Origin of the sequence: Blattabacterium cuenoti, assembly GCF_014252275.1 — a bacterium.
Taxonomy (GTDB): domain Bacteria; phylum Bacteroidota; class Bacteroidia; order Flavobacteriales; family Blattabacteriaceae; genus Blattabacterium; species Blattabacterium cuenoti_O.
Map to the genome: position 1 here is coordinate 276,340 of NZ_CP059214.1, position 14,853 is coordinate 291,192.

The following is a 14,853-nucleotide window of genomic DNA, read 5'->3' on the forward strand; positions in this document are numbered from 1 at the left end:
ATCTTTTTTTATAAAAGTGTAAATCTATATCTTTATGTTCGTTTTTCAAAAAAATTATTATATTTTTTCATTGAGGTGATCAATCAATTTTTGGATCCTTTTCATACTTTCTTCTTTTCCTATCATTCTTATAATTGTGATAAGATCAATCCCTTTTAAACATCCTATGAGAGCTAATCGCATCATCTGCATAATGTATCGTTTTTTATCTTCCTTGATTTTATTATAAAATTCCCCTTTGATATTTTCTAATGAATCCTCCATATGGAACAATACATGATAAAGATTTTTCAAGGTAGAAATAATAAAATGTTTATCTTTTTTCTCCAACCAAGAGATATCATATGTATGTGGGGAAACGAAAAAATAAAAAGTATGGCTCCATATTTCATGAATAAAATAAATTCGATCTATTGTTAAATCAATCACTTTGACTACGTAATTTTTTTTATATAAAATGGAACGTTTTGTTAATTTTTCATATAAAAAAAACAAAACTTTTTGTTTATTTTTACATACATATTGTTTATTAAACCAAATGGATTTTTTGATATCAAAAAATACGTTGGATTTTTTTATTCTGTTCAAAGAAAACATATCTTCCAATTCATGTAAAGAAAAAATTTCTTTTTTTTTACCTGGATTCCATCCTAATAATACCAACATATTGACAAATGATTCTGGAAAATACCCTAATTCTCTATATCCAGGAATAACTTTGTTATGCTCGAGGTCCTTCCATTGAATGGGAAATACAGGAAAATTTCCATCTAGATTCCTTTTACTAATTTTTCCTTTTCCATCTTTTCTTAAAATGAGAGGAAGATGAACAAAATGAGGAGAAATCCATCCAAAAGATCGATATAATAAAACATGTAAAAACATAGAAGGAATCCATTCTGATCCTCGAATGACATGCGTGATACGCATTAAATAATCGTCAATAGTACTAGCCAAATGATACGTCGCCATTCCATTCGACTTTAACAAAATTTTATCATCTAAATGTTCTGTATGCATGACTATATTTCCTCGTACAAGATCACGAATGTTTAATATTTTTCCAGGTCGAATTTTAAATCGAACCACATAAGGAACGCCCTCCTGGAGTTTGCTATGTAACTGTTGTTTTGTCATTGTTAAAGAATTAGTTAATTCCATTCGGAATCTATGATTGTAGGAAAACATAATTCCTCTATCTTGACATTCTTTTTTTTTTTGATCAATTTCTTGATCCGTATCAAAAGCATAATAGGCATGACCGTTTTGTAATAATTGATGAATATAAAATCGATAAATATTTCCCCGTTGAGATTGATAATAAGGACCCGATGATCCTCCGCATCCCACTCCTTCATCAGGTAGTATTCCACACCATTTTAATGATTCTAAGATATGCGTTTCTGAATGTTCTACGAATCGATTCGGGTCTGTATCCTCAATTCTTAGAATAAATGTACCCTTACACTTTTTAGCAAAAAGATAGTTGTATAATGCCGTTCGTATCCCTCCTAAATGAATAGGTCCGGTAGGACTCGGAGCAAAGCGAACTCTTACTGATGATGAATGATTTGACATAAAATTTTTATTTTCCAATGCAAAATTGAGAAAAAATATTATTTAATATATCTTCACTAGTAATTTTTCCCGTGATTTTTTCTAAATGCTGTAATGCTCTCTTAAGATGTATAGAGATAATTTCTTCTGAAATTCCTTTGTTAAAGGAATCATCGGCCTCCTTTATTTCTTTTAATGACAATCGAAATGCTTCGTAATGTCTATGTTGTATTACAACCACTTTGTAATGGTTGAATTGTTCAATAATGAATTTTTCTAAAGTATTAATAATCTTTTGTATATCCCTTGGATTTTTCGAAGAAATTTCAAAAAAGTAAGAAACATGATCTTTGATTCCATAACAATCATGAAAAGAGGAAATATCCGATTTATTGGCAATGACAAAAATTGTTTTTGAAGGATATTCTTTTTGAAGATTTTTTACGTCAAAAAATATTTTTTTTTGTTGTTTTTTTTTCATACAAGAATCTAAAATATAGAGAATCACGGTCGATGTTTCAATTTGTTTGAGGGTTTTTTGAATTCCCATTTGTTCGATCTCATCCTCCGTTTTTCTAATTCCGGCGGTATCTAAAAAACGGAAAAGAATTCCCCTTAACATTCTCGTCCCTTCGATAAAATCTCTTGTTGTTCCTTTGATAGGAGAGGTAATGGACCGTTCTTCTTGAATTACTTGATTAAAAAACGTCGATTTTCCGACATTCGTTTCTCCAATAATTACCACACCAATTCCTTGGATGATTGCATTTCCTAATGAAAAAGAATCTACTAAATTGGAGAGGGTCGTTTTCAATTGATTTAAAACATCATCAATATCTTCTTTGTTTCTCCCCACTAGATGATCCTCATCAAAATCCAATTCCAATTCCAACAAGGAAGAAACATGAAGTAATTGTTTTTTTAAATTTTGAATGATTTCATAGATGGATCCTTTAATTTGTTGTAACGAAATTTCATGTGATAAGTCATTCTTCGATGAAATCAGGTTAAAAATGGCTTCAGCTTGTGATAAATCTAATTTCTTGTTCATAAAAGCACGGAAAGTAAATTCTCCAGGATATGCTAAACGCATTCCTTTACGAATCAAAAATTGAATAATTTTTTGTTGAATGTATTCAGATCCATGACAAGAAATTTCGACCATATTTTCTCCTGTATAAGAAAATGGCGCTTTAAAAATCGAAACTAATACTTGATCTAAAAATGATTGATGTTCGTGTTCGTGATTGAAACTATCGTATTGATCCCTATCATCTTGAATATATCCTAAATGGATTGTATGTGTCGATTGTTTATAGAGTTTTTTCCCCATTTTCATAGCATGAAAATGCTTGCTAATCATAGAAATGGAATCCTTTCCTGAAATGCGAATCACAGAAATCGCGCTGGTTCCAAAAGGAGTAGCAAGAGCAATAATAGTAGTATCCTCCTTTAACATATTTATTTAAAATATTTCATATGGATTGAATTTGTATTTATACATAAAAATTAATTACTTAATTAAGTCAATTATTTATTGATTATTCCTTCTTACTTATCAATTGGCATTTTTTGTCATTTTCTAATTTACAAAAGAATTGTATTTTATCTAAAAAAATCGCATACGTACATGTTGTATTCTCCCAAATGGAAATAGGAGAATCAAAAGGAAGATCTTTTATCCAAAAAAGGTGAAAAATAGCATGGAATGAAGGGATTTTCCTTGAAATAAAAAATAAAAAAAAACTATGGATAAAAAAATTAAGAAAAAAATATCTCAACTAAGAAAAAAATTATCGGAATACAATGATCAATATTACAATTTTGATGAATCCAAGATATCGGATGGGGATTTTGATAAAAAAATGAGAGAATTATATGATTTAGAACAAAAGTTTCCACATTTATCCCATTCGGAATCGCCAACTATTAAAATTGGATTTCCAGTAAATAAAGGTCCCTTTAAAAGGTATACATACAAATACAAGATGTATTCAATACAAAATTGTTCTTCTAAAGAAGGATTAATTCTTTGGGAACAAAGAATGAGAAAATCCATTACAAATTTCTCATTTACATGTGAACTCAAATATGATGGAGTTTCTATCAATTTAATTTATGAAAATGGCATATTAACACATGCAATAACTCGTGGAAATGGAAAACAAGGAGAAGATGTTACGGAACATATCAAAAATATTCCCAATTTCCCCATGAAATTGACTGGTCCCTTATATCCTCCTTATTTAGAAATAAGAGGGGAAATCTTTATTTCTATAAAAAATTTGAGAGAAATTAATAAAAATCGTATAAAAAATGGAGAATCTCTATATTCTAATCCCAGAAATACTGCCAGTGGCATACTAAAAAATCGTAATCAAATCTATAAAAAACATCTTTCTTATGTAACATTTCATGCAATAGGATTGGAAAAAGAACAATATCAATCCTTGAAAACTCTAAAAACATGGGGATTGATCGTCCCAGAACATTTCTGTAAATGTCACAATTTACAAGAAGTTTTTCATTTTCTATCTTATTGGGAAACCTCTCGATCCCTCCTTCCTTATCAAATTGATGGAATCGTAATCAAAGTAAATGAATATCGACAACAATGCATATTGGGATATACCAAAAAATATCCTCGTTGGTCAATTGCATATAAGTTTCGACAAAAAAAAATATCAGAAACTAAATTAATCGATATGAATTTTCAAGTAGGACGTACGGGAATTATCACGCCTGTCGCTCAAGTCCATCCAATTTCCATTTCTGGAACAGTAATTCGACGCGTTTCTTTATATAATCATCGTTTTATTAAAAAACAAGAATTGCATCATAGTGATACAATCCTATTGGAAAAAGGAGGTGACATTATTCCGATTATAAAAACCATCAATAAACAAAAGCGATTAAAAAGTTCATTTCCTATTTGTTTTGTGAAAAAATGCCCATCATGCAAGAGTCTATTGATCAAGAAAAAGGAATTGTATTATTGTCATAACGATAATTGCTCTTCTAAAATCATCATGAAATTAAAACATTTTTCCAACGATAGAGCAATGAATATAAAAAATATTGGTCATAAAATAATTGAAAAATTATACCAACACGGAATTGTATCTAATTTTTTTGATTTTTTTCAAATAAAAAAAACTGATCTACTTAAAATAGAAGGAATCGAAGAGGGATTGGCAAACAAGATCATTACCAATATTCAAATTTCTAAAAATACTCCTTACCATAAAGTTTTATACGCTTTAGGCATTCGTTATGTTGGCGAACATATTTCCCAAAAATTAACAGAAAAATTTTCAAATATCCATGAGTTAATATCTGCAAATTATGAAGATTTGTTAGCAATTCATGGGGTGGGGGAAGAAATTGCAAAAAGTATTCTCAATTTTTTTTCTAAACAAGAAAACCTAGCAATGATTCAACGTCTTATACAATGTGGATTACATGTTTCACAATTATCTCCTACTAAAAATCAATCATTGCCTCTTTCAGGAACCTCTTTTGTGTTTACAGGAAAGTTATCATGTATGACACGAAATCAATCAAAAAAAATGATAGAATCCTTAGGAGGAAGGGTCTTTAATACGGTCAATAACAAAATTGACTTTATAATTATAGGAAAAAATTGTGGATCTAAACTAGAAAAAAGTATGAAGAAAAATCATATAACAATTTTGACAGAAGATCATTTTATACAAATGATACGAACAAAAAAATTACCACCTATTTTAGAAAATTGAATCCATGAATTTCAAAAGAAAAATGGCCCCATGGTCCCTAGTAAGGGTTTTTTTTTTCATATAGAAAACAGTATATTTAATCCACTGGTGTATTAATTTATTAATTAATCATCATTTTCATCGTTTAAGTATGAAATCTATTTTTTTATGTTACTAAAAAATATATTTACCGAATCTGGATTCGATTCTGAAGCTGAATTTATTCCATTGATGAATCAAGATGAAGAGGATCATCTACTTAAAGACGATATTCCTGATCAATTATGTATATTAACCGTCAGGAATATGGTTTTGTATTCTGGAATTGTTTTTCCAATTATTGCAGGAAAAAGTGGATCCATTCAATTATTACAAGATGCTTATGGATTGGATAAAACGGTTGGGGTATTAACACAGAAAAATGCAGGAAAAGAAAAACTTAGGGAAAAAGATTTGTATTCTATTGGGACCGTTGCAAAAATCTTGAAACTATTAAAAATGCCTGATGGAAACACCACGGTGATTTTACAAGGAAAAAAAAGATTCAAAGTCAATCGTTTTATACAAAACGATCCCTATTTTAAAGCAGAAATCATTGCTTTAGAAGAAAAAAAACCTTCCTGTAAGGATAAGGAATATCTTGCTTTGGTGGAATCTATCAAAGAAGTTGCTATCAAAATTATTCAAGAGAATCCCAATATCCCATCAGAAGCAAGTATTGCAATACGAAATATTGAAAGTCCTTCTTTTTTAATCAACTTTGTGGCAGCGAATATGAATTTAGCCACCAAAGATAAACAAAAACTCTTGGAATATGATGACTTAAAAAAAAGAGCAATGGAGACATTACGTTTCCTCAATTTAGAACATCAACAAATTAAGTTAAAAAATGATATTCAGTCTCGTGTGAAAAGTGACATGGACCAACAACAAAGAGAGTATTTTTTGCATCAGCAAATTAAAGCGATTCAAGAAGAATTAGGAGATATTTCTTATGAGAAGGAGATTGACGAAATGCGTGTAAAAGCTGCGAGAAAAAAATGGCCTCAAGAAGCAAAAAAACAATTTGAAAGAGAACTAATCAAAATGCAACGTACAAATCCTCAAATGCCAGAATATACGGTGCAAAGAAATTACCTAGAATTTATGATTGATCTTCCTTGGTCCAAGTATTCAAAAGATAGTTTTGATTTAGAATATGCACAAAAGATATTGGATAGAGATCATTATGGATTGGAAAAAATCAAAGAAAGAATCATCGAATATTTAGCGGTATTAAAATTACGAGGAGATATGCGATCTCCCATCTTATGTTTCTATGGCCCACCTGGAGTCGGAAAAACTTCGTTAGGAAAATCCATTGCGATTGCAATGAAAAGAAAATACGTTCGTATTTCCTTAGGAGGATTACATGATGAATCGGAAATACGAGGACATAGAAAAACGTACATTGGAGCAATGCCAGGACGATTGTTACAATCCATCAGGAAAGCAGGAACATCCAATCCTGTTTTTGTGATTGATGAAATTGATAAAATGGGGATTGGAACGAATGGAGACCCCTCTTCTGCAATGCTTGAAGTATTAGATCCAGAACAAAATACTTCTTTTTATGATAATTTCTTAGAAATAGGATATGATTTATCAAAAGTTTTGTTTATCGCAACGGCAAACTCTCTTTCTCATATACAACACGCTCTTATAGATAGAATGGAAATTCTAGAAATGAATGGATACACGATCGAAGAAAAAACCAAAATTGTTAAAAAACATATTTTTCCCAAACAATTAAAAGAAAATGGATTAAGAAGGTCTGATTTAATATTGGGAACCGAACAAATCGAAAAAGTTATTGAGAGTTATACAAGAGAATCCGGAGTACGATCTTTGGAAAAACATATTGCAAAAATTGTTCGTTATACGGCAAAACATATAGCGATGAAACAAAAGTATATTAAACGGATTAGTCTTGAAAAAATTGAAAATATTCTTGGAATTCCCCATGATCCAGATCGTTATGAAGGGAACCGTGTCCCAGGGGTTGTAACGGGGTTAGCTTGGACTCATTTTGGAGGAGATATATTGTATATCGAATCTAGTTTATCTCGTGGAAAAGGAATTTTGAGTATAACGGGAAATTTAGGAGATATCATGAAAGAATCGGCAAACATTGCATTACATTATATTAAAGCTCATTATCAAGAATTTAATATAAATCCTTCTATGTTTGAAGAACAAAATATCCATTTGCATGTTCCCGAAGGATCAGTACCGAAAGATGGACCATCCGCGGGAGTGACCATGCTTACGTCTATGGTCTCCATTTATACAAAAAGAAGAATCAAACCTTATTTAGCGATGACAGGAGAAATCACTTTAAGAGGAAAAGTCCTTCCCGTTGGGGGGATTAAAGAAAAAATTCTAGCGGCTAAACGTGCGAATATCAAAGAAATAATTCTTCCCAAAGAAAATAAAAAAGATATCGAAGAAATTCGTATGGACCACCTGAAGGGATTAACGTTTGATTACGTAATCAATATGAATGATGTTGTACATTTATCTTTATTATAATCAATTTGTATGTTTGGATGTTAACAAAATTGTATGATGAATGCCATAGAATGTTCCATAAATGAAAAATACTTGATTCAACTCACGGAAAAATATGGTACGCCTCTGTATGTATACGATACGTGTAAGATCAAAGAACAATATAGAAAAATGCAAAAAGCATTTATTGGAATCAATAAATTAGAAATCAACTACGCATGTAAAGCAAATACCAATTTAAATATCTTAAAATTTTTGAAAAAAATAGGAGGCGGATTAGATACCGTTTCTATTCAGGAAATTGAAATTGGATTAAAAGCTGGATTTCATCCAAAAAAAATTATTTTTACCCCAAATGGGGTATCGATAAAAGAAATCAGAAAAGCGGTTGAATTGGGAGTTCGAATTAATCTAGATAATTTATCCATTCTAGAACAGTTTGGAGAATTGTTCAAACATTATGCTATAGGAATTCGAATGAATCCACATATTATGGCTGGAGGTCATTCAAAAATCTCAGTAGGTCATGTTGATTCAAAATTTGGCATTTCTTATTATCAAATGCCTCATGTTAAAAGAATATTAAAGAATACAGGATTGAAAATCGATGGATTTCATATGCATGCAGGTTCTGATATATCGGATCTTCATCATTTTTTTTCTGCATATGATGTGCTATTTCAAACTGCAATGCATTTTCCAAATATTGATTATATTAATTTAGGAAGTGGATTTAAAGTTTCATATTCCAAAGAAGATTTAAAAACCAACTTAATTTCTTTAAGTCATTGCATCAAAGATAAATTTCATGATTTTTGTAATACATATGGAAAAAACGTAACGTTAATATTTGAACCTGGAAAATTTTTGGTAAGTGAATCCGGATTTTTTTTGGTAAAGGTCAACGTTATTAAACAGACGACTTCTACTGTGTTTGCTGGAGTGGATTCAGGATTTAATCATTTGATTCGACCGATGTTTTATAATGCATATCATTATATAGAGAATATTTCTAATCCTAAAGGACCATTCAGGTTTTATACCGTTGTAGGATATATTTGTGAATCAGATACTTTTGGATTAAATAGAAAAATTTCTGAAATCCGTGAAGGAGACATTTTATGTATCAAAAATGCAGGTGCATATTGTTTCTCGATGTCTTCTAATTATAATTCCCGTTACAAACCTTCTGAAGTTATGATTTTCAATGGAAAAGATTTCTTAATCCGTAAAAGAGAAACCATGAAAGATCTTCTTAGAAATGTAATAGAAATCAAGATGTAATTGAAATGGAGAGATGGCAGAGTGGTTAATTGCGACGGTCTTGAAAACCGTTGAGGATCACGTTCCTCCGGGGGTTCGAATCCCTCTCTCTCCGCTGATTTTTTACGAAATTTTAATTTTCCTTCATTTTTTTTGTATCATGTGCAATTTTTGTATTTGTTGATGAATACTTTCGTTATTTATTTTTTGAAAAAGTAAAGTACAATCCCCTAACCTATGTCCTGGATCCAATCTATTTTTTCCATTTTCTAATTGATCCCAAGAACAAGATTTTACACGAAGCATCCCGAATAATTTTTGGGACGTATAAGGAAGAAATAATTCCGATAGTTGTGCTAACATAACAACGATTTGCATCGATACATAAAGAATGGTTGGTACACGTTTTGCATTTTTTCTTTTCCATGGTTCTTCCTCTGTTAAATACTTATTTCCTAATCTAGCTAATTTCATGAAATATGATAGAGATTCTCTCAACTTATAAGATTCTATGAACCAACGAATTTTTTTAGGATATTGTTGAATATTTTCTAACATATTTTGATCCTTTTCTGAAAACATTCCGTGATTTGGAATCATTCCTTGATAGTATTTTTGAACTAATGCAAAATTTCTTTGGATAAAATTTCCTAATACAGCGACTAATTCATTATTGTTTTTCCTTTGAAAATCTTTCCAATTAAAATTGTTATCTTTTGTTTCTGGCATATTAGATAGTAATACATAACGTAAGGTATCTTGTTGATTAGGAAAATCAATTAGATACTCATGGGCCCAAACGGCCCAATTTCTGGAAGTTGATATCTTTCTATTTTCCAAATTAAGAAATTCGTTTGCCAAAATTTGATGAGGAAGAATATATCCACTATTATATGCTTTTAACATAACTGGAAACATAATACAATGAAAGACGATATTGTCTTTTCCTATAAATTGAATGAGTTTGGTTTGAGGATTTTTCCAATAGTCTTTCCAATTAGTATGTTTTTGTTTCGCCCATTCTATTGTAGAAGAAATATATCCTATTGGAGCTTCAAACCATACATATAAAACTTTTCCTTTGTTGTTTTCGATTGGTACGTGAACCCCCCATGTTAAATCTCTTGTAATAGCACGTGGTTTTAATCCTTGTTCCAACCACGATTTTGATTGACCATAGACATTAATCTTCCAATCTTTTTTATGATTTTCCAAAATCCAATTTTCTAAAAATTTTTGATATTTATTCAAAGGAAAGTACCAATGTTGAGTTTGTTTTAAAATGGGATGGGCTCCACTAATCATAGATTTTGGATGGATCAGATCGTCGGTCGATAAGGAACTCCCACAAGATTCACATTGATCTCCATAGGCATCTTTTTCTTTGCAATAAGGACAGATTCCGCATAGATAACGGTCTGATAAAAATTGATTTACGTTGGGATCATAATATTGATTGGAGGTTTTTTGAAATATTTGATTGTTTTTATACAATTTCATGAAAAAAGAAGAAGCGATTTTATGATGGATTTTTTTCGATGTTCGAAAATAATTATCAAACTGTATCCCAAAATTGAGAAAACAATTATAAATCATATTATGATATTTATTCACTATTTCTTGAGGAGTTTTTTTTTCTTTTTGAGCTTGTATCGCAATGGGTACCCCATGTTCATCGGACCCACTGATGAACAAAACATTTTTTTTTTTTTTTCTTAAAAAACGAACAAAAACGTCTGCTGGAAAATAAACTCCTGCTAAATGACCAATGTGAATGGGACCATTCGCATAGGGAAATGCAGCGGTAACTATATATTTTTCTTGCATATATATAATAATTTCATTAATGAAAGGAATGTATAATAAAATTGAGACATGAATCCTCATAAAAGATTATTTTTAATTGATGCTTATCCTCTTCTTTATCAAAGTTATTACGCTTTGATAAAAAGACCTCTTGTCACCTCCCTAGGGATCAATACTTCTCCTATTTTTAATTTTATATATTTTTTGATTAAAATTTTATATGAGAAAAAACCTAAATATATGTCGGTGATTTTTGATGATCCAACAGAAAATTTTCGAAAAAAAGAATATGCAAAATACAAATCAAATAGAAAAAAAATACCTCAAGCGATTGTAGATTCCATTCCTTATCTTATGAAGATCTTAAAAGCTTTTGATATTTCTTCATTGCATTCATATTATGGATATGAAGCCGATGATATTATCGGTACTATTACAAAAAAAGCGGAAAAAAAAGGATATATGATTGATATTATTTCTATGGATAAAGATTTTTTTCAGTTAGTTACAAAAAATGTGAGAATTTTCATTCCTCCATTTAAAAAAAATACAAGTAAAATCTTTGGAATGAAGGAAATTCAAAAAAAATTTCATCTGAAACATCCCAAACAGTTTATCGATTTACTGAGCATGATTGGCGATCCTTCTGATAAGATTCCAGGATTACCAGGAGTTGGAAAACAAAACGCAAAAAAATTTATTAAAAAATATGGTAGCCTAGAAAATTTATTATCTTCTATACAAGATCTTCATGGAAAAATGAAGGAAAACATCGAAAAAAATAAAAATTTAGGAATTTTATCCAAAAGATTGGTAACCATTCAAACCAACGTTCCATGTATTGATTTTAATGATCAAGAATTTTCTATAGGAAATCCCAAATGGGAGGAAATCAAAAAAATTTTCGAAAAACTTGAATTTCATCAATTGTTCAAGAAAGCCTCTCAATATTTGAGAGAACGAAATCGTTGTTAATTTGAATATTTTTTACTTTTTACATATATAATTTGTATTGATTGATGGCGTCCCAAACGTATTCATGAAGGAAATCTTGTCGATTTTTTGTTATTCGCATAGAATTCCGAATAAAAGAAGAAGATCTTTCTTTTCGTTTGAAAAACAATAAAGGTAATTATCAATGAAATTCAAGATCCATAAGAAGGATATGTTTATTATTTGAAACGGAGATACGAACCATTTCTATACAATGGCTATCATCTTATTTAGGATAATTTTTGTTTTTTTTAAATGGATTTTTTGGATACTACGAATAAATAACCATAAAAAATCAATATCATTGATAAATTTTTTCATCATGGTCAATCATTAATTTTTAAAAAAATATCACCTATTTGTTGATTATTGGAAATCTCCCATGTTCTGATTTTCCAATATCAAAATTTTTTTTGATATGAAAATGGAGGTATTTCCTAGAAATAGGTTTTTTTGGAATTTTTTGATCAAAAAAAATAACGTTTAAAACATATTAAGAAATTACAAAAAAATCATGGATAAAAAGACATCAAAACGGAATCACATCAAAAAAAAAGAAAATCATAGAATACATTTCATTCAATGTGCTCTATTATTGTTGATCAGTATTTTTTTATTTTTTAGTTTTTTTTCTTTTTTGTACCATTGGAAATGTGATCAAAGTCAATTAGATGGAATTTTGGATTATGAAATCATAGTGGAAAATATCATGGGAAAGATAGGTGCCTACCTATCACATGTGTTCATTCATTGTGGAATAGGAATTAGTGCATTTTTCATTCCGATATTATTGTTCCTCACAGGAGGTAAGATACTTTTTCATAAAGAAAAATGGATGAACAATTTGTTTTATAAATCCATCATATACACCTTCATATTTTTTAGTATATGGACTCCTTTAGCTTCCTATCTTTTGTTTCCTAAAAAAGGAATTTTAATGGGAATATTCGGATTCGAATGGGGGGGGATATTAAAAAATTTCTTTGGAAAATTAGGATTATCTCTTCTGATGATCACAAGCATCATTTTATACTTCATTCTTATATGGCACTTACATTCACATGTAAAAAAAAAAATCAAAATAATAGAGAAACAAATCCATAATCAATTCCGATTTTCATTTTCAAAAAACAAACATTCTCATGAATTCAAAAAAAATAAGGGGAATAAACAACAAATTAAAAATATCCATGTTCTGTTTACAAAGGACCAAAATTCATGGATCAATCATGTGCATGATATGCAAATCCATTTGGAATCAAATAAGAAAAAAATCGGACAGATTCTAAACTATTACAATATTTCTATTTCTCAAATTCATGCCATTGCAGGTCCAAATGTTACAGTTTATGAAATACATCCCAATATCAAAACTCGCATTTCTAAGATAAAAAATTTAGAACAAGAAATTGCTTTGAGGTTATCCGTCCCTTCCATCAGGATTCTTGCACCTATTCCAGGAAAAGGAACTATCGGATTAGAAATTCCCAATTCTAAACGATATCCCTTACATATAAAAGATATTTTCATTTCAGAAGAAATTGAAAAAAAAAGTCAGAACATGGAATTACCCATATCCTTAGGAAAAACCGTATTTAATGAACTATTCATGATCGATCTATACGAAATGCCCCATTTACTCATTGCCGGATCTACTGGACAAGGAAAATCCATAGGGTTACATGTGATTCTTACTTTTTTATTATCTCAAAAAACTCCAGAAGAAATCAAATTGATTTTGATTGATCCAAAGAAAGTGGAAATGTCCGTTTATAGAAACATATCTCCATCTTATTTTGCCCAAATTCCTAACACCATTAATCCCATTATTACCAATTCACATGAAACCGAAAAGGTATTACATTCCGTATGTAAAGAAATGGATCAAAGATTTGCTTTGCTAGAAAAATATAGAGTGAGAAACATTCAAGAATATAACAAAATCCCATTTCATCATCATACTCCTACAAACCTCCCTTATATTATAATGGTCATTGATGAATTTTCAGATTTAATTTGCTCTTTAAAAACTAAAAACATAGAAAGGTATATTACCAGATTAGCACAACTTTCTCGTGCTGTTGGGATACATTTAATTCTTTCTACACAAAGACCATCGGTGGATGTTATTACTGGAATAATAAAATCGAACTTTACTGCAAGGATTGCCTTTAAAGTCAGTTCTCAAATTGATTCGAGGACCATCTTAGATTGTTCCGGTGCGGAAAAACTCCTAGGAAAAGGAGATCTTTTATTTTCCAATAAAAATGAATTAATCCGCGTACAATGTCCTCTTATAAATTTGGAAGATATACAAAAAATCGTTCATCATTATGGAAATATCTATGCAAAAAAAAAGAAATATCTTTTACCAAAACCAGATGTATGCGCAATGGATTCATCAATTCGATTCAATCAAGGATGAAATGGGATTCATTACCCAAACAAACATATATTATATTATGATAAAACACAATTTGCGGTCTGGACGGGATTCGAACCCGCGACCCCATGCGTGACAGGCATGTATTCTAAACCACTGAACTACCAGACCATCCATCAAGAAATTATTTTTTTTCAGTCAACAAAATATTGATCTTGTTCCTTATATCCTTTTTCGATGCTATTCCAATGTGAATATTTTGTTTTTGTCCATTTTTAAAAAAAATGATGGTTGGAATACTACGGATCCCATATTGAGAAGAGACTGTGGGATTCTTATCTACATTTAATTTAAAAAATAATACTTTTTCTTTATATTCATCCAATATTTCCTCTAATACCTCCGATAAGGTCCTACAAGGGGTACACCATGGTGCCCAAAAATCGACTAAAATAGGTTTGTTCGAATGCGATTCAATAATTAATTCATGAAAATTATTATCATTGATTTCTTGTAACATAAGATACTTTTTTATTAAAAAAAACAGAACAGAACAAATTTAAA

The 14,853-nt window shown here is 30.0% G+C and carries 9 protein-coding genes and 2 tRNA genes; 6 read left to right on the forward strand and 5 right to left on the reverse strand.

What is annotated here, in order from left to right:
* Positions 1 to 57 precede the first annotated feature (57 nt).
* The gene (gene gltX, locus H0H42_RS01325) at positions 58 to 1,578 is read right to left on the reverse strand and encodes a glutamate--tRNA ligase (RefSeq protein ID WP_185868731.1); all 1,521 of its coding nucleotides are present in this window, start codon (positions 1,576 to 1,578) and stop codon (positions 58 to 60) included.
* Positions 1,579 to 1,585: 7 nt separating this feature from the next.
* On the reverse strand, positions 1,586 to 3,016 hold the full coding sequence (mnmE, locus tag H0H42_RS01330; protein ID WP_185868732.1) for a tRNA uridine-5-carboxymethylaminomethyl(34) synthesis GTPase MnmE: 1,431 nt from the start codon (positions 3,014 to 3,016) through the stop codon (positions 1,586 to 1,588).
* Positions 3,017 to 3,305: 289 nt separating this feature from the next.
* On the opposite strand from mnmE, the gene ligA reads away from it, so the two are divergent.
* From ligA to H0H42_RS01350, 4 genes are all read left to right on the forward strand, one after another.
* Positions 3,306 to 5,315 (forward strand): NAD-dependent DNA ligase LigA, encoded by a 2,010-nt coding sequence (gene ligA, locus H0H42_RS01335; RefSeq protein WP_185868733.1) that lies wholly within the window; start codon positions 3,306 to 3,308, stop codon positions 5,313 to 5,315.
* A 147-nt stretch (positions 5,316 to 5,462) separates the two neighbouring features.
* On the forward strand, positions 5,463 to 7,865 hold the full coding sequence (gene lon, locus H0H42_RS01340) for an endopeptidase La (RefSeq protein WP_185868285.1): 2,403 nt from the start codon (positions 5,463 to 5,465) through the stop codon (positions 7,863 to 7,865).
* 33 nt (positions 7,866 to 7,898) lie between these two features.
* Positions 7,899 to 9,128 (forward strand): diaminopimelate decarboxylase, encoded by a 1,230-nt coding sequence (lysA, locus tag H0H42_RS01345; RefSeq protein WP_185868286.1) that lies wholly within the window; start codon positions 7,899 to 7,901, stop codon positions 9,126 to 9,128.
* 7 nt (positions 9,129 to 9,135) lie between these two features.
* Positions 9,136 to 9,222 (forward strand) — tRNA-Ser (locus H0H42_RS01350).
* Positions 9,223 to 9,251: 29 nt separating this feature from the next.
* On the opposite strand, the gene metG is transcribed toward H0H42_RS01350, so the two are convergent.
* A complete protein-coding gene (metG, locus tag H0H42_RS01355; protein WP_185868287.1) occupies positions 9,252 to 10,934 on the reverse strand; it encodes a methionine--tRNA ligase in 1,683 nt (560 codons plus the stop codon).
* Positions 10,935 to 10,982: 48 nt separating this feature from the next.
* Between metG and H0H42_RS01360 the strand changes: the two genes are divergently transcribed.
* Together H0H42_RS01360 and H0H42_RS01365 are read left to right on the forward strand one after the other, a co-directional pair.
* Positions 10,983 to 11,888, forward strand: coding sequence for a 5'-3' exonuclease (locus H0H42_RS01360; RefSeq protein WP_185868288.1), 906 nt, complete (start codon positions 10,983 to 10,985; stop codon positions 11,886 to 11,888).
* Positions 11,889 to 12,420: 532 nt separating this feature from the next.
* On the forward strand, positions 12,421 to 14,331 hold the full coding sequence (locus tag H0H42_RS01365) for a DNA translocase FtsK 4TM domain-containing protein (RefSeq protein ID WP_185868289.1): 1,911 nt from the start codon (positions 12,421 to 12,423) through the stop codon (positions 14,329 to 14,331).
* A 55-nt stretch (positions 14,332 to 14,386) separates the two neighbouring features.
* Here the strand turns inward: H0H42_RS01365 and H0H42_RS01370 are convergent.
* Together H0H42_RS01370 and trxA are read right to left on the reverse strand one after the other, a co-directional pair.
* A tRNA-Asp gene (locus H0H42_RS01370) sits at positions 14,387 to 14,460 on the reverse strand.
* Between the two features lie 13 nt (positions 14,461 to 14,473).
* The gene (gene trxA / locus H0H42_RS01375) at positions 14,474 to 14,809 is read right to left on the reverse strand and encodes a thioredoxin (RefSeq protein ID WP_185868290.1); all 336 of its coding nucleotides are present in this window, start codon (positions 14,807 to 14,809) and stop codon (positions 14,474 to 14,476) included.
* Positions 14,810 to 14,853 lie beyond the last annotated feature (44 nt).